We start from the raw sequence: 19,519 nt of genomic DNA on the forward strand, positions 1-19,519 counted from the left end.
TACCTCTTATGCGTTTAATGAAACATTACGAATATCAACAAATTTGCCAAATACCGCGGCAGCTGCTGCCATTGCAGGGCTGACTAAGTGGGTACGACCGTTACGTCCTTGACGCCCTTCAAAGTTACGGTTAGAAGTGGAGGCACAACGCTCCCATTCGCCTAAAATGTCATCGTTCATTCCTAAGCACATAGAACAACCCGGGTTACGCCATTCTGCACCGGCTTCGATAAAGATTTTATCCAAGCCCTCTTTTTCTGCCTGTTCTTTCACTAAGCCGGAACCCGGTACTACTAAAATACGTTTTACGTTCTCCGCTTTTTTACGCCCTTTCATTACTGCCGCTGCTGCTCGTAAATCTTCAATACGGGCATTAGTACAAGAGCCGATAAAGACCTGATCAACAGGTACATTTTTCATATCAGTATGTGGATCTAAACCAATATAAGCCAATGCTTTTTCTGCTGAAGCTCGAGTAACAGGATCTGCCATTTCTTCAGGATTAGGAATGACATCATCAATACCGATTACTTGCCCCGGGTTTGTTCCCCAAGTTACTTGTGGTGCGATATCTTTTGCTTCTAAAATCACTTCGGCATCGTAAATTGCACCTTCATCGGTTTTTAATGTTTTCCAATATTCAACGGCATCGTCCCAATCTTTGCCTTTCGGTGCATTTGGACGATCTTTTAAGTAAGCAAAAGTGGTTTCGTCAGGGGCAACAATACCGGCTTTAGCACCGAATTCAATTGCCATATTGCATACGGTCATTCTACCTTCCATTGAAAGATCACGAATGGCTTGTCCGCAAAATTCCACTACATAGCCTGTACCGCCAGCCATTGTGGTTTTTCCGATAATCGCAAGCACGATATCTTTTGCGGTAATACCCGGGTTCACTTTGCCACGTACTTCCACTTTCATACTTTTCGCACGGGCTTGTTTTAAGGTTTGGGTAGCTAAAACGTGCTCTACTTCAGATGTCCCGATACCAAATGCCAACGCCCCGAAAGCTCCGTGAGTAGCAGTGTGGGAATCGCCACATACAATTGTCATTCCGGGTAAGGTCAAGCCTTGTTCCGGTCCCATCACATGTACGATGCCTTGTTGTTTTTTAGTTATATCAAATAATGGGATACCATTTTCTGCACAGTTTTTCTCTAATTCCAACACTTGAACTTTCGCTTGCCCTTCTAGTTTTTGCACATCACGCACTTGAGTAGAAATACTATGATCCATTGTGCCGAAGGTTTTGCTCACTTGGCGAACTTGACGACCGGCAACACGTAAGCCATCGAAAGCTTGTGGGCTGGTTACTTCGTGAATTAAGTGGCGGTTGATATAAATAATCGGCGTTTCGCCCTCAGCTTCATACACAACGTGTGAATCGAAAAGTTTCTGATATAGGGTTTTAGCTTGCTGCATAAAATAGTCCAACTCAATAAGATAATTTTGTACTCAAGCGGTTAGATTTGTAAAAAATTTTGCAAAATTGACCGCTTGTTAATGATGGATATGAATATAACGACTAAAAAAATGAAAGTAAAATAGTATTTTTACAGAAAATAAGGATTTTTATTCTGTTAAATCAAGCTAAAAATAGCTTTAATAATCAATGTTTAGCATATTATGCTGATTTGTTGGATTGTTACAGCAAGTTATCTAGTCATTATTACAGTTTATAGAGCTATTTTCTTTGACATATTTTTCATCATTTTTTAGATTAAAAGGAGATATCTATCACATTTTTTTAAAAATCCCCTTGCAATTAAAATAATAATCCCTAGACTTAAAAAAATTAATTTGAAAAATATTATTTTGAACCCAGTCTTTATTTATAATAAATGGAGCTTAAATTATGCAGTCAAAATTCCGTCTTTCATTGTTAGCCACCTCTTTAGTATTAGGCTTATCAGCTAATGTTTTTGCAGCCAAAGTGCCGGAAGGTACAGCATTAGCAGACAAACAAGAAATTGTTATTAATAACGGCTCTGAGCCTTCGAGTTTTGACCCGCATAAAATTGAAGGTGTGCCTGAATCTCAAGTTGCTTATCAGCTTTTTGAAGGCTTAGTAACCAAAGATGCTGATGGTAATATCCAACCGGGGGTAGCGGAATCTTGGGAAAGCACTCCTGATTATAAAACGTGGACATTCAAATTACGTAAAGATGCCAAATGGTCTAACGGTGAGCCGGTAACTGCTCACGATTTCGTTTTCTCTTGGCAGCGTTTGGTGAACCCACTCACTGCTTCACCTTACTCAAGTTACTTAACTTATTTAAATGTTGAAAATGCACAGGATATTATCGATGGTAAGAAAAAGCCTGAAGAATTGGCAGTAAAAGCGGTTGATGATCACACTTTCCAAGTGCAATTAAGCCAGCCAATTCCTTATGCGGCGGAGCTTGTAACTCACTCTTCTGTTTTACCTGTACATAAAGCAACAGTAGAAAAATTAGGTGATGCGTGGGTGAAAAAAGGCAATTTAGTGGGTAATGGTGCTTATACTTTAGCAGATCACATCATTAATGAGAAAATCGTTTTTGCCCGTAATCCAAATTATTGGAACGACAAAGAAACTGTGATTAATAAAGCGACTTTCTTAGCAATTCCTAATGCGACAACTGATGTAGCTCGTTATCGTGCGGGTGATTTGGATATGACGAACTATTCCTTACCACCGGAGCAGTTTGCAACTCTTAAAAAAGAGATACCAAATGAAGTATTCACAGCAAGAACACTTTCAACCTATTACTACGAGTTTAACCACAAACGTGCTCCATTTGATAATGTGAAAGTGCGTGAAGCCTTAAACTTAGCTTTAGATCGTAACATCATCACCGATAAAGTATTAGGGCAAGGACAAACTCCAACCTATGTGTTTACGCCTCCTTATATCCACGAAGGGGATAAAATCCAGCAGCCGGCGTATTCAACGCAACCAATGGCAGAACGTAAAGCAAAAGCGTTGAAATTGTTGGAAGAAGCGGGTTATAGCAAATCTAACCCACTGAAATTCACAGTTCTTTATAATACTAACGATAACCACAAGAAGATTGCGATTGCGGTTTCGTCCTTATGGAAACAAGGTACAGACGGTATTGTTGATGTGAAATTAGAGAACCAAGAGTGGAAAACATTCTTAGATACACGCCGTAATGCAAACTACGATGTTTCTCGTGCTGGCTGGGCGGCAGACTACAACCAAGCCTCAACCTTTATTAAGTATTTCTTATCGAACTCAAGTAATAATACGGCATTCTATAAGAACCAAGCCTACGATGATGCAGTGGCAGAATCTTACAAAGCAACCGATGCAGCAGGTCGTGCAGCGGCATACGCCAAAGCAGAAGAGCAGTTAGCGAAAGATTTTGCCATTATGCCGATTTACAACTATGTAAATCCACGCTTAGTGAAACCTTACGTGAAAGGCTATGAAGGAAAAGATCCACAAGATGATATTTTGCTTCGTAACTTATACATCGTGAAATAATCATTTTTAGGCTGTTTATTGAAAAATAAGCAGCCTAATTTTTTGAGGAAAATATGGTTGTAAAACGGTTTTCGATTTATGGTCGGGTGCAAGGTGTTGCTTTTCGTTTTTTCACCTTAAAAGAAGCTGAAAAATTGGGTGTGAAAGGCTATGTGAGAAACTGTAATGATGGCTCGGTAGAAGTTATTGCAATGGCAGATGAGTTAGCAATGGCTCAGTTGGAACAATGGTTACATCAAGGTTCACCTTCTGCAAAAGTAGAGCGAGTCATCGTTAGTGATTATAACGGTAGGGAAACCTTTGAACGGTTTGAGATAAGAGATTAAAGTACAAGCGGTCGTTTTTAGTAAAAAATTTACAAAATTCAACCGCTTGTGGTTTGTTATCTAATCCAATGCTTTTTCGATTTTCTCGAATAAATCACGAGCGAGATTATCCATTTCACGTAAACGCTCTAAACCACGACGCATCAAGGTTTGGCGTTGATTATCGTAGCGAGAAAGCTTGATGAGTGGCTCAATAAGTCGTGCAGCCACTTGTGGATTGCTTTCATTTAGTTTGATGAGGGTATCGACTAAGAAACGGTAACCGGAGCCATCAATAGCGTGGAAAGCTTTCGGGTTTTGACCGCAGAATGCCCCTACCAATGAACGTAGTCGGTTTGGATTGTTAAAGTTGAAACTTGGGTGTTCCATTAAACCTTGCACAATCGCTAATACATTTTCGTCCGGGCGGGTGGCTTGAATCATAAACCATTTATCCATTACCAAGCCATCGTGCTTCCATTTTTCCTCAAAATCTGCCAATAACGCATCACGGCAACTTAGCTGAGCTTTGGTTGCTGCTTGTAATGCGGCTAGCGTATCAGTCATATTGTCTGCATTATTGTAATGTTTATGCACAAGGGCATTGCCTAAGTCAGTAAAGGCTAAATAACTTAAGCAGACATTGCGTAACGCACGTTTAGCAATATCTTCCGCTACCACTTGGTAAGCATCACATTTGTTTTGGTTATAAACAATGAATAATTTATCTTGCAATGCGGTAGCAATCGAATGTTGCATAAACTCACGGACAAGAGAAATACCCGTTGGGTCAATGGTTTTAAACGACTCGGCAAATTCAGTTTCTTTCGGTAATGTGAGCGTTAATGCGGTTAATTCAGGCGATTTGGCTGAATTATCCAACACGAAAGTTAAAGCATCTGCTAAACCTTCTGAGAAGCTAAACGGCTGATTTTGCTGATAACGGCTTAAATTTTCACGCAGTTCATTGGTGTAGAGCATTTGTGCAGCGTCCCAACGTACAAAATCATTTTCAGCGTGTTTGAGTAAGGTTAAAAGCTGTTCGGTAGTGTAGTTGTAATCTAAACGCACCGGAGCAGAGAAATCACACAATAATGCAGGCACAGGGCGTTGCGTTACATTGTGGAACTCAAAGGTTTGATGCTCAGCGGTAACATCTAATACATCACTTACCGTTAATAATTCATACTGTAACGGAATATTTTTACCGTCATTTTCGCCATATAACGCGACTTTCAATGGAATGTGTAAGTTTAATTTTTCCAATTGATCGTGCGTTGGCGGTGTCATTTGTGAAATATGCAAGCGATAGGTTTTGCGAGCTTCATCATATTCATCGGAAATCGTGAGTTCAGGTGTTCCCGATTGGCTATACCAACGGCGGAACTGTTCTAAATCAACGCCTGAAGCATCTTCCATTGCCTTAACGAAATCTTCACAGGTAGCGGCTGAACCGTCGTGTCTTTCCACATAGAGCTTCATTCCTTTTTGGAAGTTTTCTTCGCCTAATAGGGTGTGGATCATACGAATGATTTCAGCTCCTTTTTCATACACAGTTACAGTGTAGAAATTGTTCATTTCAATGACTTTTTCCGGGCGAATTGGGTGTGCCATCGGGCTGGCATCTTCGGCAAATTGCACTGTACGCAATAGACGTACATCTTCGATACGTTTTGCCGAACGAGCCCATAAATCCGAAGTAAATTCCTGATCACGGAAAACGGTTAAACCCTCTTTTAGGCTTAATTGAAACCAATCACGGCAAGTAATGCGGTTGCCCGTCCAGTTATGGAAATATTCGTGGGCGATAACTGCTTCAATATCTAAATAATCGGTATCAGTTGCAGTTTCCGGTTTTGCCAATACAAATTTAGAGTTAAAGATATTTAAGCCTTTATTTTCCATCGCTCCCATATTGAAGAAATCAACGGCAACAATCATATAAATATCTAAATCGTACTCTAAACCGAAGCGGTCTTCGTCCCATTTCATTGAGCGTTTTAAGCTCTCCATCGCCCAAGGGGCACGGTCTAAATTACCACGATCAACGTAGATTTCTAACGTAACTTCACGTCCGCTTTTGGTAATGAATTTATCTTGTAGGAGGTCAAAATCGCCAGCCACTAATGCAAATAAATAACTTGGTTTGAAGAAAGGATCTTGCCATTCCACCCAGTGTCTGCCGTCGTGCAATTCACCTTGAGCAATACGGTTACCGTTAGAGAGTAAGTAAGGATATTTGCTCTTACTAGCGGTGATTTTTGTCGTATATTTTGCAAGTACATCGGGGCGGTCAAGCATATAAGTAATTTGGCGGAAACCTTCAGCTTCACACTGTGTGCAAAGTCCGTCGCCCGATTTATATAAACCTTGTAGTGAGGTATTTTGTGTAGGATTTAAGGCTGTCTCAATTTGCAGTTCAAAACGATCGGCTTTTACCTCTGCTAAATTTAAGGTTAAAGATTCATCATCTTTTTCATAAGATGAAAATGGTTCACCGTTAAATTTAATCGAAAGGAAATCAAAACTATGACCATCTAAGCGAAGGGTAGTCGCATCAGGGTTTTTACGTTCAACAGTTAATGCTGAGGTTACAAAGGTGCGATCAGGGTCAAGTTGAAAATCAAGATAAATATCAGTAATAGTGAAATCTGGTGCTTTATAATCTTTTCTTAGTTTGGCTTTAGGTTGCATAGGATTTCCTTGTTGATTGGCATTCTGCCGCTAGAATAGTGCTGGTTATTGTACTAAATTTATTGCAAATTTTCCAAGAAATATGACCGCTTGTATCAAACAAAACGGCTATAAATATTGCCATTTATAGCCGTTTAGGAAGTATTGAAATTATAGGGTTTGGTGTCCTTGATCGAGATGTACTAAGCTGATTAAATCATCAACGCCAACATCAAATGCTTGTCCAAAACCTTTCACAAATAAACCTGCGGTTGGTTTAAAGCTAAAGAGTTTGAAATCTTGCATATTAGATAGATCATCAATTAATTCACCGTGTCTGGCTTTAAGTGCATTAATGCTTATATTCCATTCATCTTGATCGCGTTCAATAATACGGGCTGTTGCATCAAAGGTTAAACGACGACGTGCAAAAATTTGGCGACTTTTGTTCTCATCTTCAATCAGCATTAGGGAAACTTTAGGTATTTCCTGCAAATTTCGTGCGTGGCGGGCAATAATTGAAATAAGCACTTTATATTCGCCATTGTGAATAACAAAAGGAGCATAGCTCACATTTGGAGTGCCATCTTTATCTGTTGTTGCCATTACAATCGTCTTAATTTGTTGTTTTAGTTCTTCTAGTTCAGGACCTAAACGGTTTTGTAAAACCTCTTGGCGGTTTGTTGTCATTATTTCTCCTTATTAATGATTGGGTTAGCCTATTTATTATATTGAAAAAATGAGCGTTCGATCAATAATAATGATATTGAAAATAGTTTTTATTTGAATTATATTCCTTGTCGATATTTATATTATTAAATGCTTATTAAAATTGAATAAACCTAAGGGGATTTGTATGAAAAAAATAATATTATCAACCTTTGCCGTTCTTTGTGCGTTAGGTATGTCAGCTTGTTCTTCCAGCAGTTCTAGTGGTAGCTCTAATAACAAAGTAGATAAACAAGAGTATGAAATTCTAAAAAGCGAAGTAACGGATCTAAACTCCACTTTATCTGATCTACAAAGTACATTACAACGCTTGCAAAATAAGCTGGCTTCATCTCAATCTGCCAGTAAAAGTGAAATCGAAAAATTAGAAACCCAATTAGCAGAGGCTAAGGGGAATGAAGCGAAAACGGCAGAATTAGTACAACAATTAGATGAACAATTAAAAAATGCTATCAAGGCGGCAACAGAGTCCGGCGATGCTAGATTGGCAGAGGCTTTGGCTAAATCTCAAGAAGAAGTGGCAGCCATTAAAAAGCAAGCAGATGACGCAGCTAAAAAAGCTAACGATGCAATTAATAATGCTCAAAAAGCACAAGAAGATGCAGCAAAAGCACAAGAGGACTTAAATAAAGCTAAAGCAGATTTAGAAGAGGCAAAATCTCGAGCACCAATTAGCGATAAAATCTTTGGGGGATCGTCAGGAAAAATGACGGCAGCGAGCGGTAAACTCTCTGGTGGTGTTTTGGTAAAAGATAAAGATGGCACAGTTTCATCTATAGATGCTCCGGATACTCGAGAAGGAATTAGTTATATTACGGTAATTGATGATAGAGGGAGTGCAGTTGATGTTGGTATTGATTCAGCTCGTGGTGGTTGGAAGCGTAATTTAGGTGGTTCAAGCCTATTTGATCACTCGGGAGCAATAGTTCGCTATGGCGTTTATAATTCTAGTGAAACAGAGAAAGGCTATATCTATTCACAAGGTCAAGCAACCGAGATTGATAAGATGCCTAGAGAAGGTGAATTTACTTATTTGGGTACTGTAGGACAAGCATCATATCAATATGGTTCTTGGAGTGCAGATAGTGGTTCAGCATATGCTAAAGTGAATTTTGCAGATAAAACAGCTCGTGTTGAATTAAACACAGAGTTTGCGGCAGCTCAAAATGGTCGTACGGCAAGTACGAGAGTGGAGGCTTACACTTTTGACAGTAAAATCACCGAGAACTCTATTTCGGGAGTTGCTAATGAAAATAAAGAGGTCAAAATGCAAGCCGGTTTCTTTGGCGATGATGCGAAATATCTATCAGGTATTTACCAATCAGATAAAGTTCAGGGTGTATTTGGTGTAACGAAACAGTAAAAAAGGCTCTCCCCTTTAATTTTAAAAGGGGAGCAAAATAGGATTTGATATGAATAAAAAACAATCTATTGCAAGCGGTCTTTTTTTCAGTTTTTTTGCAATTCAGCCTGTATTCGCTGAGGAAGCGGTAGAACTTGAGCAAGTTGTAGTTACGGAAAAAGAAACTAAGGCAAATTTAATTCAGAAATCACGTAAGGCAGTTCAGCAAGAGATGATCAATGATAGCCGAGATCTTGTTCGCTATACAACAGATGTCGGTATTAGTGATAATGGTCGCCATCTAAAAGGCTTTGCAATGAGAGGCGTTGAGGGAAACCGTGTTAGTATTAGTATAGATGGGGTTTCTTTGCCTGATTCGGAAGAAAACTCATTATATGGTCGCTATGGTAATTTTAACTCTTCCAGACTAAGTATTGATCCTGAATTAACAACGGGCATTGATATTTATCGAGGAGCAAACTCTTTTAATAGCGGCAGTGGTTCGTTAGGCGGTTCGGTAAACTATAAAACCTTAGATGCAGTTGATTTAGTATCTAATGGAAATCGATTTGGTGGTTTAGCGAAAGCAGGCTATTCAAGTAAAAACAGAGAATGGGTTAAAACGGTTGGTGTCGGCTATCTTGGTGAAAAGTTGGATGTTGCATTGCTCTATTCCCATCGAGCAGGGCACGAGCTCAAGAGTAATGGGCGTGGCGATATTGAATTATTTAGTGCCAGACAAAAGCCGGATCCGGTAAGACATCGTACCAACAATTATTTATTCAAGTTAGGTTATGCCTTTAACCCGGAGCATAGAGTTGCTTTTTCGATTAATGGACAAAAAGGTAGCCGTTATACTGACGAGCTTTCTTATACTTCAATAGGTTCATTATGGCGTGAAGCTGATGACCAGAACAAGCGTGTTAATGCGAATGTAAATTACGCTTTTACCCCTGAATCTAAGTATTTAGCATTATTTAAAACCGATATTGACTACCAATATACAGATTTAGCTGCAGTAAACTATAAAGGTCTCAGATCTTGGAACTTTCTCACAAACCAGAGCAATCCCAAAGAGTTGATGGAAATTTATGATCGCCGAATGAAAACCAAATATACTCGAGTGAGTATGCAAGCGGATAGCCAGCCGTTTGAGTTTCCTTATAAAGCCTTAGGTGAACATCAGCTTTCGGTGTCAGCCTTTGTCGGTAGACGGGATTTTAAAAACATCAATTACGATACGATTATTGGGGCACCAACCAGTGAATACACTATTCAGTATCCTGTAAGAACAACTCAGTTAGGAGCAACGATTAAGGACAAAGTAGTCTGGAACCCGACGTTTGATAACTGGTCGCCTATTATTACCGCTCAGTTTGGTTCACGTTTTAATTATGAAAAATTAACGCCGCAAGAGCTAAATGCAGCTTGCAGTGCCGCGTGTAAACGTGAGGGTAAGCCTGATAAGGCTATTTTTAAAACAGTAAGTAGCTTTCTTGATTTAGAAGCTCAGCTTAATGATGTTTGGAAAGTAGGTTATAACGTTGGCTCAGGTTACCGTATTCCAACTGCATCAGAGATGTATTTTACCTTTGATAGCCCTTATGGAAAATGGCAATCTAACCCTGATTTAAGAGCTGAGCGTAGCATTACTCATACGCTTTCAGTTGTTGCGGAAGATAAGAAAGGGAGCTTTGATTTAAATCTTTATCAAAGCAACTATAAAGATTTCTTATTTGAGCAAGAAACTATCGTTAAAAACTACAATATTTACTATAGACAATGTGCTTATTATGGTTGTTCAAGATATTTTGAAACACCTAGACAGCAAATGGTCAATATTGATAAAGCTCGAATTAGGGGATTGGAAGCAAAATTAGCTCTCAATCTTGGTTCATTTACAGAACATTTGAATGGCTGGAAAGTATCAGGTGCAGTTGGTTATAGTAAAGGGAAACTTTCTACCGAAAGTAGCTTATTATCTATTCAACCGGTTAAAGCGATTTTGGGTTTAGATTACGAAGCTACGAGTGGTAAATGGGGTATTTTCAATCGCTTAACTTATCTTGGAGCGAAAAAAGCCAAAGATGCTCAGGTTGTTGAAAATGTTTATAGTTCAAGAGGCTATGCTCCCAAAGTTACCACCTATAAATATCTCAATAAATCAGCCTATGTGTTTGATCTTTTTGGATACTATAAAGCGACTAAAAATATTACGTTAAGGGCGGGTGTCTATAACCTGTTTAACCGAACCTACCACACTTGGGACGCCTTAAGAGGTATTAATGCAAATAGCACAACCAATGTAGTAGATAGGGACGGAAAAGGTTTACAGCGTTTCTATGCACCGGGTCGTAATTACTCAGCATCAATAGAGATTAAGTTCTAATCAAGTATTCGGACACATTAATGTGTCCGATTTTTATCTGATTAAAGGAGAAACAATGTCAGTGTTAACTCAAGAACAACAAACCGCTTTACGCAATGAATTAAATGAAAATCCGGGGCAAATTTTAGAGATGGTTGCTTCAAAATATCAATGTTCGTTGGAAGATGTAATGCTTAACTTGCCACCGGATATGCTTAAAGTAACAGATGGGGAACGCTTTGCTGAAATTCTACAAGAAATTCACGAATGGGACGATGCAATTACCTTTATTTCGCATACGGAAGATGCGATTGTTGAGTTTGTTGGTAAATTACCAAGCGGTTCAATTTCTCGTGGATTTTACAATTTTGAACACAAAGAAAATGGCGGTTTACAAGGGCATTTACGCTATGAAAATTGTGCCAAGATTTATCTATTAGACCGCCCATTTAGAGGAAAACGCACGGTTTCGTTGGTGTTTATCAACAAAAAAGGGAATGCGATGTTTAAGATTTTTGTCGGCAGAGAAAAAGTAGGTGGGGCATTAAAAGAAGATCAAATCAGGGCGTTATATAAATTAATCGGCTAACTTGCAAAAGATTACTCAAATTTAACCGCTTGTAAAAAGGCTACGATAAATCGTAGCCTTTATCAGTTTATTAACCCACCGCTTGTGGCAAATAACCCAGCTGAATTAAAAATGGAATGACCATAATGCAAATACCTGCAATTAAGGCGATAACTAAGGCTAAATTACCGCCAATTACACGGTAAGGCAGATTTGGGTGCTGTCTACGAGCTTTCCACGCCAAACCGATAGGTAAAATCATTCCGTAGAAGGCAAATAATAAACCTGCATAACCTAAAGCCATAATAAAACCGTCCGGATAGAACAACGCAAACAACAGTGGCGGCGTGAAGGTCGCAATAGTCAGCCATAAGCGGTTAGTTGGTAAGTTTAAGCGTTTTAATAAATCGCCCACACCCTCAAAAATACCCATCGAAACACCTAAGAATGAGGTAATTAATGCAAGTACAGAGAACAAACGAACCATTTCGCCTAAAATTGTGCTACCTGTAATTTGGCTGGTTGCAGTTACTAAGCCGTTTAAAGTAGGGTCTTGTTTTAAAATAGTCGTAAATTCGTTTTGACTTAATACACCGTGCGTAGCCAATTGCCATAATAAATAAGCAACTAACGGAATAGCCGTACCGATATAAATCGATTTACGAATTTTGCCGATATCAGCATCTAAATAGGTATTGATAGTCCCCATAATTACGTGGAAACCAAATGCCGTAAAGAAAATAGGCACAGCAGAAAGCACTAATAAATTATCTAACGGAATGGCAGTTAAGTTTTCTAGTTTCGCTTTTGGTAACATCATCACTAACACAGCAATGAAAGCGATGATTTTTCCAAGAAACAGCACTCGGGTTAAACCATCAACGGATTTCACACCAACTACAACAAAGGCACCTAATACCACTGTAAAAATTAAAATGCTGATTTTAAGTTTCATATCAGCATCTACCATTTCCGGCATAATACCACTAAGCAGTGAACCACCACCGGTAATATAAGCTGAGAGTAACGCATAGAGTAGAACAAGTAAGCTAAAAGTCGCTAAAGCACGTCCGAACAAACCAAAATACTGTTCCGCAAGGGTTGCTACCCCTACACCTTTTTGTGGAGCAGTTTGATAAACTTCCATAAATAATAAACCGGTGTAAGCTAATAATGCCCATAGTCCGATTAATAATAAAGCAGTTGCACCAAAGCCCATACCCGCAGAGGTTAGTGGCATTGCAAGCATTCCTGCACCGATTGTGGTGCCCGCAATCATTAATGCACTTCCTAAAATTTTATTTTTCATAATATTATTTGAGTTAAACTTAAAAGGGGATTTATTCTATCAGAAATTTTAATTAATAGATCTGAATGCTGTAATTTCTCATCTAATTTTGCACAATTCTGCCTGCTTTAGTAAACTAGAGTCAATTTGTCATTTTTTATCAAAAACAGACCGCTTGTATGTCTCTAATTTTACTTAATCTGCCGCAAACCGGCGGCAATTTTCAAGATCATCAAACTCTTGGCAACCTTGTCGGGCATTCCGATACGCTTGCGATCAGCCAAGCCGCTCAACAGTTTCACGGCTTGACGGTGGTGGTGACTCCCGACACCCGCACAGCGTTACGGCTGGAAAAATCCCTACCGCAATTTGCTAATTTGCCTGTGCAACTTTTCCCCGATTGGGAAACCTTGCCCTACGATAATTTTTCGCCACATCAAGATATTATTTCCGCCCGACTTTCTGCCCTGTTCGAGCTACAACAAGGGCGTAAGCAGATTTTCTTGTTGCCAATCAATACCTTAATGCAGAAGGTTTGTCCACCGAGTTATCTTGCCAACAATGTGTTGCTGATTAAAAAAGGCGACCGTTTTTCAATTCAAAACCTGCGTTTGCAGTTGGAAAATGCCGGCTATCGGGCGGTCGATCAGGTGCTTGAATATGGCGAATATGCGGTGCGTGGGGCGATTTTGGACTTGTACCCAATGGGGGCGGACGAGCCATTCCGCTTGGATTTTTTTGATGATGAAATCGATACTATCCGCACCTTTGATGTGGATAGCCAACGTACGAAGGCAGAAATTGCCGAAATCAATCTACTGCCGGCTCACGAGTTCCCGACAGATAGCAACGGAATCGAGCATTTTCGCAGCAAATTCCGTGAAACTTTCGGCGAAATCCGCCGTGAGCCGGAGCATATTTACCAGCAGGTCAGCAAGGGCATTTTGAATGCGGGGATCGAATACTGGCAGCCGCTGTTTTTTGCGGAAATGGCGAGCCTGTTCGATTATCTCAACCCGAACACGCTGTTTATCACTTATGCCGATATTCAGCAGAAAGCTGAGCAATTTCAACAAGATACGCAGAATCGCTATGAAAGTCGCCGAGTCGATCCAATGCGTCCGCTGTTACCACCGAGCGATCTCTGGTTTGCGATTGATGAAGTGAACCGTTGGCTCAAAGGTTACCCACGTTTAAGCATAACCGCTGAGAAAATCCGTAAATCTGCGGCGAAAATGAATGCAAATGTGGGGAATTTACCCGATTTAGCCATTCAATCAGGGGCAAAAGAGCCGTTTGCAACGTTCCAGCAGTTCCGCCAAACATTCAAGGGCGATATTCTGTTTTCGGTGGAGAGTGAAGGACGGCGTGAAACCTTGTTGGATTTGCTTGCTCCGTTGGGCGTGAAACCGAAGCAGATTTTGCAAATTTCCGATGAAATAGAACCGCTTGCGTTGATGATATCCAATTTGGATCAAGGTTTTGTGATTGAAACAAGCGGTCGAAATTTGGCAATTATTTGCGAAACCGACTTGCTTGGCGAAAAAGTCCAGCAAAAACGCAGTGAGAAAAACCGCAAAACCGTCAACCCTGACACGCTAATCCGAAACCTCGCAGAGCTGAAAATCGGGCAAGCGGTGGTGCATTTGGAAAACGGCGTGGGTCGCTACGGCGGTTTGACGGTACTCGATGCAGGCGGAATGAAAGCCGAATACTTGGTGTTGCACTATGCCAACGATGCGAAATTGTACGTCCCTGTTGCGTCCTTGCATTTAATCAGCCGTTATATCGGTGGTGCGGACGAAACCGCTCCACTGCACAAACTCGGCTCGGAAGCGTGGGCGAAAACCCGCCAAAAAGCGGCAGAAAAAATCCGTGATGTGGCGGCGGAGTTGCTCGATGTTTATGCTAAAAGAGAGAGCCAGACAGGCTTCGCTTTTGCTTACGACAAGGCAGAATTCGACCGTTTCAGTGCGACGTTCCCGTACGAAGAGACGGACGATCAGAAAATGGCGATCAATGCCGTTATCAGCGATATGTGCCAAGCGAAGGCGATGGATCGGCTGGTGTGTGGCGATGTTGGCTTCGGTAAAACCGAAGTCGCCATTCGGGCGACGTTCTTGGCGGTGATGAACCATAAACAGGTCGCCATTCTTGCTCCGACCACCTTGCTCGCTCAACAACATTTCGAGAATTTTAAAGACCGTTTCGCCAATTATCCGGTCAATGTTGAGGTACTTTCCCGCTTTAAAACCGCCAAAGAGCAGAAAACGATTTTGGAAAAAGTCGCCGAAGGTAAGGTCGATATTTTGGTCGGTACACACAAGCTTCTGCAAGATGACGTGGCGTTTCGGGATCTCGGTTTACTCGTAATTGATGAAGAACACCGTTTCGGCGTGCGTCAAAAAGAGAAAATCAAGCAACTGCGAGCCAACGTCGATATTCTCACGCTCACCGCTACACCGATTCCGAGAACGCTCAATATGGCGCTCAACGGAATGCGAGATCTCTCGATTATCGCCAGTCCGCCGGCTCGCCGTCTGAGCATTAAAACCTTTGTGCGACAAAGCGATGAAGCGATTATTCGAGAAGCGATTTTGCGTGAAATTCTGCGTGGCGGACAGGTTTACTACCTGCATAATGATGTCGCCACCATTGAAAATTGTGCCGAAAAACTCAGCCAGCTTGTGCCAGAAGCACGCATTGTGATCGGGCACGGACAAATGCGAGAGCGTGAGTTGGAGCGAGTGATGAGCGATTTTTATCACCAACGTTTTAACCTACTGGTCTGCTCGACCATTATCGAAACGGGGATTGACGTGCCGACCGCCAATACAATTATCATCGAACGGGCGGATAAATTCGGCTTGGCACAGCTCCACCAACTGCGTGGGCGTGTGGGGCGTTCCCACCACCAAGCCTACGCCTATATGCTTACGCCACATCCGAAAACGCTGACCAAAGATGCCGAACAACGCTTGGAGGCGATGAGTACTATCGACAATCTCGGTGCAGGTTTTGCCCTTGCGACCCACGATTTAGAGATCCGTGGTGCGGGCGAACTGCTTGGCTCTGAGCAGAGCGGACAGATCGAGAGCATCGGCTTTTCGCTCTATATGGACTTGCTCGAAAATGCGGTCAAAGCCTTGCAGGAAGGGCGTGAACCAACGCTGGAAGAAATCACCCAAAACCAAGTGGAGATTGAACTGCGAGTACCGGCATTAATTCCGGACGACTACCTGCCGGATGTGAATATGCGACTGTCGTTCTATAAACGGATCGCAAGTAGTGAGAGCGATGAACAGCTCAAAGATCTTAAAATCGAGCTGATCGACCGCTTCGGGCTACTGCCGGAAGCAACCAAAAACTTGTTTGCGATTACCCAACTTCGCATTGCTGCCCAACCGCTCGGCTTGAAGAAAATCGATGCCGGCATTCACGGCGGTTATTTGGAATTTAAACCGATCGCCCAACCGGATCCGATGAAGTTTATTCAGCTTATTCAAAAACAACCGGCAGTGTACAGCTTTGAAGGGGCGGTGAAATTCAAGTTCAGATTACCGCTGGAAGAAAACCACAAGCGGTTGGAATTTGTGGAGAATTTGCTAAACGATATTGTGGCTGAATAGAAAAAGGCAGAGAGCATCTGCCTTTAGAAATAGCTCAATAGATATATTGATGCATATAAGATTGTGCCTGTGCTTGTGTTGCAAAATCAGCACATTTAGCTGCGTGTGCAGAATAAGAAACAAATAAGATTGATAAGGCTAAAAGGGCTTTTTTCACGGATTTTCTCCTATTATTGACGTAGATGAACTTTCCAAAAACCATAGGATTGACAGATCCTACTATTTGGAGTGGTTTTCCCATAAAGACACTGTTTAGCTTGTGAAACTGCAAATTTAAAAGCATCTTCGTAGGAGTATTGTTTGTGCATCAAATCTTCAGCAAATTGCTGTACACGAGGATCTAGTTTGAGAGCCTCATCAATTTCTTCATTAGAGTATGTAAAGGGAGATATTAATAGGCTAAAATAGAATAAGTAACTGCGAGACATAATTTTCCTTAAAATGATGTTAAATTTATTATGTCATTATCGTTTAATACTCTACAATCAACCCAAAGTGAACATTTCTACCGAATTTATGGAGATTAAAATGAATGTGAATGAAAAAGTCCGTTTTTTGCGTGAAGCGAGAGGTTGGTCTCAGGAAGAAATGGCTGAAAGAGTTTGGCTTTCCGTACACGGTTATTCCAAAATTGAGAGAGGATAAACCCAGCTTAATCTTTCTCGCCTTCGCCAAATTTGTGAGGTATTGAATTACGATATGTTGGAATTGATGACATTAGGCGAGAAAAATGTGGTTTATTTTCAAGAAAGTGGAAATAATCATAGTATCAATATTATTAATCCAACTTCAGAAAATTTAGTTTCCGAAATTGCTCAACTAAAGCAAACAATATCCCATCAAGCGGAGATTATTGAAATGCAAAAGGTACAAATAGAGACATTGAACGCTCTTGTAGCTTCAATGAAAAGTGCATAACAAATCGGGTATCACATAAAACGATTTTTGCGATTTATCTCGTAAAAATCGTTTTTTATTTGAAAGAGTGCCGCACAGAAATGAAAACCGAATATTGTTGGTAACAAGCGGTCAATTTCGGCTAAAATGTTGCAAATTCTATGATTAAGGACATTATATGAAACAAGCTCTTCTCAACCGTCTTTTACGTTATACCCAAATCTACACTACTTCTGACCCGAAAAGCCAAAGCGTGCCAAGTTCTCCTCAACAATGGGATTTGCTCAACCTTTTGAAAGCAGAGGTGGAATCAATGGGGCTGACGGAAATTTTTCTCGATCCTAACGGCTATCTGTTTGCTACACTGCCTGCCAATACGGATATCTCCATTCCTGTATTGGGATTGATTGCACACGTTGATACTTCACCCGATTTTAATGGTAAGAACGTTAAGCCACAGGTGATTGAATGCTATCAAGGTGGCGATATTTTATTAAGCGGTAGTGGTGATAAGCTCTCGCCGAACGACTTTCCAAATTTAAACAAACTTATTGGCGACACATTGGTAACGACTGACGGCACAAGTCTGCTAGGAGCGGATGATAAGTCGGGCATTGCGATTATTCTCTCGGCGATTGAATATTTACAAGCTAATCCGCAGATTTCGCATGGCAAGATCCGCATTGGTTTTACCACCGATGAAGAGATTGGGCGTGGTGCAGATCATTTTGATGTAAAAGCTTTTGGTGCCGATGTAGCGTTTACGCTTGATGGTGGTCCGCTTGGCGAGTTGCAGTATGAGAATTTCAATGCCGATGCTGCAGTGGTAACTTTCTTTGGTCGCAGCGTTCACCCCGGCACGGCAAAAGGTAAAATGATCAATGCGTTAGAACGAGCGTGTGAATTCCAGAACCGTTTACCGCCACATTTAACCCCGGCAACCAGTGAGCATCGTAAAGGTTTTATTATGATGCACGATATTGAAGGCGGTGTAGATAAAGTAGAAGTGCGTTATATTCTTCGTAGTTTTGAGCGTGAAGAGCTGGCAACATTTGGCAAAATGTTGACAGATACGATAGCAGAAATGCAGAAAATTTACGGCGAAAACTGCGGCAAAGTTGAGATTATTGAACAGTATCGCAATATGCGTGAGGTATTAGACGGCTATCCATACCTGATTGAGATTGCGGAAAAAGTAATGCGGGAGCAGGGCATTGAGCCGAATTTAGAGCCAATTCGAGGTGGTACAGATGGCTCTCGTTTGTCGTTTATGGGATTACCTTGCCCGAATTTATTTACCGGAGGAGAGAACTTCCACGGACGTTTTGAATTTATTTCTGTTGATACAATGGAAAAGGCGGCAACGGTTGTAGTTGGTATTTCAACAGGTTTTACCAAGCATCAATTTTAGCCTAGAGTGAATTACAAGCGGTTAAATTTGTGCAAAAATTTGCAAAAAAGCCTTATTTTTCGCCACTTAAACCATTTTTTAAAGATTTCCTGTAAATTTATTTGACATTAAATCGGAAATCCATAGAATATGCACCTGTTGAGACGCTACGAAGTTCGTAGCGTTTTTAAATGCGGGAATAGCTCAGTTGGTAGAGCACGACCTTGCCAAGGTCGGGGTCGCGAGTTCGAGCCTCGTTTCCCGCTCCAATTTCTATATCGTGCTGCCCGAGTGGCGGAATCGGTAGACGCAAGGGATTTAAAATCCCTCGCCTTTCGGGGCGTGCCAGTTCAAGTCTGGCCTCGGGCACCATTTAGAAATCAACAATTTAAAATTTGCGGGAATAGCTCAGTTGGTAGAGCACGACCTTGCCAAGGTCGGGGTCGCGAGTTCGAGCCTCGTTTCCCGCTCCAATTTTTCTATATCGTGTCGCCCGAGTGGCGGAATCGGTAGACGCAAGGGATTTAAAATCCCTCGCCTTTCGAGGCGTGCCAGTTCAAGTCTGGCCTTGGGCACCATTTAGAAAAAGACAATTTTAAAATCAAAACATTATCGAAGCCCGAGTGGCGGAATCGGTAGACGCAAGGGATTTAAAATCCCTCGCCTTTCGGGGCGTGCCAGTTCAAGTCTGGCCTCGGGCACCATTTCGATAATATACCAAATATGCGGGAATAGCTCAGTTGGTAGAGCACGACCTTGCCAAGGTCGGGGTCGCGAGTTCGAGCCTCGTTTCCCGCTCCAATCTTAAAAAGAACAGATAGCACCACGAGGTGCTTT

At 41.2% G+C, this 19,519-nt stretch carries 14 protein-coding genes and 6 tRNA genes; 15 read left to right on the forward strand and 5 right to left on the reverse strand.

Features of this window, described 5'->3' with window-relative positions; all coding sequences use genetic code 11:
• Window positions 1-6 precede the first annotated feature (6 nt).
• On the reverse strand, window positions 7-1,425 hold the full coding sequence (leuC, locus tag X781_RS02330) for a 3-isopropylmalate dehydratase large subunit (RefSeq protein ID WP_025235377.1): 1,419 nt from the start codon (window positions 1,423-1,425) through the stop codon (window positions 7-9).
• A 433-nt stretch (window positions 1,426-1,858) separates the two neighbouring features.
• On the opposite strand from leuC, the gene X781_RS02335 reads away from it, so the two are divergent.
• Both X781_RS02335 and X781_RS02340 read left to right on the forward strand, forming a co-directional pair.
• On the forward strand, window positions 1,859-3,493 hold the full coding sequence (locus X781_RS02335) for an ABC transporter substrate-binding protein (RefSeq protein WP_025235378.1): 1,635 nt from the start codon (window positions 1,859-1,861) through the stop codon (window positions 3,491-3,493).
• A 53-nt stretch (window positions 3,494-3,546) separates the two neighbouring features.
• Window positions 3,547-3,819, forward strand: coding sequence for an acylphosphatase (locus tag X781_RS02340; RefSeq protein ID WP_025235379.1), 273 nt, complete (start codon window positions 3,547-3,549; stop codon window positions 3,817-3,819).
• Between the two features lie 60 nt (window positions 3,820-3,879).
• Here the strand turns inward: X781_RS02340 and pepN are convergent, their stop codons facing one another.
• Both pepN and hutZ read right to left on the reverse strand, forming a co-directional pair.
• On the reverse strand, window positions 3,880-6,492 hold the full coding sequence (gene pepN, locus X781_RS02345) for an aminopeptidase N (protein ID WP_025235380.1): 2,613 nt from the start codon (window positions 6,490-6,492) through the stop codon (window positions 3,880-3,882).
• Window positions 6,493-6,642: 150 nt separating this feature from the next.
• Window positions 6,643-7,161: a heme utilization protein HutZ gene (hutZ, locus tag X781_RS02350; RefSeq protein WP_025235381.1), complete on the reverse strand. Its 519-nt coding sequence runs from the start codon at window positions 7,159-7,161 to the stop codon at window positions 6,643-6,645.
• Window positions 7,162-7,327: 166 nt separating this feature from the next.
• On the opposite strand from hutZ, the gene X781_RS11780 reads away from it, so the two are divergent.
• From X781_RS11780 to hutX, 3 genes are read left to right on the forward strand one after another with little or no spacing between them, the layout of a single operon-like run.
• Entirely contained in the window at window positions 7,328-8,563 is a 1,236-nt protein-coding gene (locus X781_RS11780; protein WP_025235382.1) for a transferrin-binding protein-like solute binding protein, read from the forward strand.
• 49 nt (window positions 8,564-8,612) lie between these two features.
• Window positions 8,613-10,931 carry a TonB-dependent hemoglobin/transferrin/lactoferrin family receptor gene (locus X781_RS02360; protein ID WP_038643867.1) on the forward strand — a complete coding sequence of 773 codons (2,319 nt, stop codon included), beginning with the start codon at window positions 8,613-8,615 and terminating at the stop codon, window positions 10,929-10,931.
• A 55-nt stretch (window positions 10,932-10,986) separates the two neighbouring features.
• Entirely contained in the window at window positions 10,987-11,499 is a 513-nt protein-coding gene (hutX, locus tag X781_RS02365; RefSeq protein WP_235068768.1) for a heme utilization cystosolic carrier protein HutX, read from the forward strand.
• A gap of 70 nt (window positions 11,500-11,569) precedes the next feature.
• On the opposite strand, the gene X781_RS02370 is transcribed toward hutX, so the two are convergent.
• Window positions 11,570-12,787, reverse strand: coding sequence for an aromatic amino acid transport family protein (locus X781_RS02370; protein WP_025235385.1), 1,218 nt, complete (start codon window positions 12,785-12,787; stop codon window positions 11,570-11,572).
• Window positions 12,788-12,945: 158 nt separating this feature from the next.
• Between X781_RS02370 and mfd the strand changes: the two genes are divergently transcribed.
• Window positions 12,946-16,395, forward strand: a complete 3,450-nt coding sequence (gene mfd, locus X781_RS02375) for a transcription-repair coupling factor (protein WP_025235386.1) — start codon at window positions 12,946-12,948, stop codon at window positions 16,393-16,395.
• A gap of 170 nt (window positions 16,396-16,565) precedes the next feature.
• Here mfd and X781_RS02380 read toward each other — a convergent pair whose 3' ends face one another.
• Window positions 16,566-16,823, reverse strand: coding sequence for a hypothetical protein (locus tag X781_RS02380; protein WP_025235387.1), 258 nt, complete (start codon window positions 16,821-16,823; stop codon window positions 16,566-16,568).
• A gap of 13 nt (window positions 16,824-16,836) precedes the next feature.
• Between X781_RS02380 and X781_RS12470 the strand changes: the two genes are divergently transcribed.
• The 9 genes from X781_RS12470 (at window position 16,837) to X781_RS02420 (ending at window position 19,483) form a co-directional block, all read left to right on the forward strand.
• Window positions 16,837-17,040 (forward strand): helix-turn-helix domain-containing protein, encoded by a 204-nt coding sequence (locus X781_RS12470; protein WP_235068769.1) that lies wholly within the window; start codon window positions 16,837-16,839, stop codon window positions 17,038-17,040.
• Between the two features lie 54 nt (window positions 17,041-17,094).
• Complete coding sequence (locus X781_RS11940) at window positions 17,095-17,313, forward strand: hypothetical protein (protein ID WP_144084196.1); 219 nt, start codon at window positions 17,095-17,097, stop codon at window positions 17,311-17,313.
• Between the two features lie 157 nt (window positions 17,314-17,470).
• Window positions 17,471-18,703 (forward strand): peptidase T, encoded by a 1,233-nt coding sequence (pepT, locus tag X781_RS02390; protein ID WP_025235389.1) that lies wholly within the window; start codon window positions 17,471-17,473, stop codon window positions 18,701-18,703.
• Between the two features lie 172 nt (window positions 18,704-18,875).
• A tRNA-Gly gene (locus X781_RS02395) sits at window positions 18,876-18,951 on the forward strand.
• 16 nt (window positions 18,952-18,967) lie between these two features.
• A tRNA-Leu gene (locus X781_RS02400) sits at window positions 18,968-19,054 on the forward strand.
• 25 nt (window positions 19,055-19,079) lie between these two features.
• Window positions 19,080-19,155, forward strand: a tRNA-Gly gene (locus X781_RS02405).
• An 18-nt stretch (window positions 19,156-19,173) separates the two neighbouring features.
• Window positions 19,174-19,260, forward strand: a tRNA-Leu gene (locus tag X781_RS02410).
• A gap of 39 nt (window positions 19,261-19,299) precedes the next feature.
• Window positions 19,300-19,386 (forward strand) — tRNA-Leu (locus X781_RS02415).
• Window positions 19,387-19,407: 21 nt separating this feature from the next.
• Window positions 19,408-19,483: transfer RNA gene (locus X781_RS02420), tRNA-Gly, on the forward strand.
• The last annotated feature ends 36 nt before the right edge of the window (window positions 19,484-19,519 follow it).

Origin of the sequence: Mannheimia sp. USDA-ARS-USMARC-1261 (assembly GCF_000521605.1) — a bacterium.
Lineage (GTDB): Bacteria > Pseudomonadota > Gammaproteobacteria > Enterobacterales > Pasteurellaceae > Mannheimia > Mannheimia indoligenes.

Bases quoted from the DNA above. Each gene is read 5' to 3' on its own strand.
- leuC (WP_025235377.1), bottom strand. From the start codon at position 1,425: ATGCAGCAAGCTAAAACCCTATATCAGAAACTTTTCGATTCACACGTT.
- X781_RS02335 (WP_025235378.1), top strand. From the start codon at position 1,859: ATGCAGTCAAAATTCCGTCTTTCATTGTTAGCCACCTCTTTAGTATTA.
- X781_RS02340 (WP_025235379.1), top strand. From the start codon at position 3,547: ATGGTTGTAAAACGGTTTTCGATTTATGGTCGGGTGCAAGGTGTTGCT.
- pepN (WP_025235380.1), bottom strand. From the start codon at position 6,492: ATGCAACCTAAAGCCAAACTAAGAAAAGATTATAAAGCACCAGATTTC.
- hutZ (WP_025235381.1), bottom strand. From the start codon at position 7,161: ATGACAACAAACCGCCAAGAGGTTTTACAAAACCGTTTAGGTCCTGAA.
- X781_RS11780 (WP_025235382.1), top strand. From the start codon at position 7,328: ATGAAAAAAATAATATTATCAACCTTTGCCGTTCTTTGTGCGTTAGGT.
- X781_RS02360 (WP_038643867.1), top strand. From the start codon at position 8,613: ATGAATAAAAAACAATCTATTGCAAGCGGTCTTTTTTTCAGTTTTTTT.
- hutX (WP_235068768.1), top strand. From the start codon at position 10,987: ATGTCAGTGTTAACTCAAGAACAACAAACCGCTTTACGCAATGAATTA.
- X781_RS02370 (WP_025235385.1), bottom strand. From the start codon at position 12,787: ATGAAAAATAAAATTTTAGGAAGTGCATTAATGATTGCGGGCACCACA.
- mfd (WP_025235386.1), top strand. From the start codon at position 12,946: ATGTCTCTAATTTTACTTAATCTGCCGCAAACCGGCGGCAATTTTCAA.
- X781_RS02380 (WP_025235387.1), bottom strand. From the start codon at position 16,823: ATGTCTCGCAGTTACTTATTCTATTTTAGCCTATTAATATCTCCCTTT.
- X781_RS12470 (WP_235068769.1), top strand. From the start codon at position 16,837: ATGATGTTAAATTTATTATGTCATTATCGTTTAATACTCTACAATCAA.
- X781_RS11940 (WP_144084196.1), top strand. From the start codon at position 17,095: ATGTTGGAATTGATGACATTAGGCGAGAAAAATGTGGTTTATTTTCAA.
- pepT (WP_025235389.1), top strand. From the start codon at position 17,471: ATGAAACAAGCTCTTCTCAACCGTCTTTTACGTTATACCCAAATCTAC.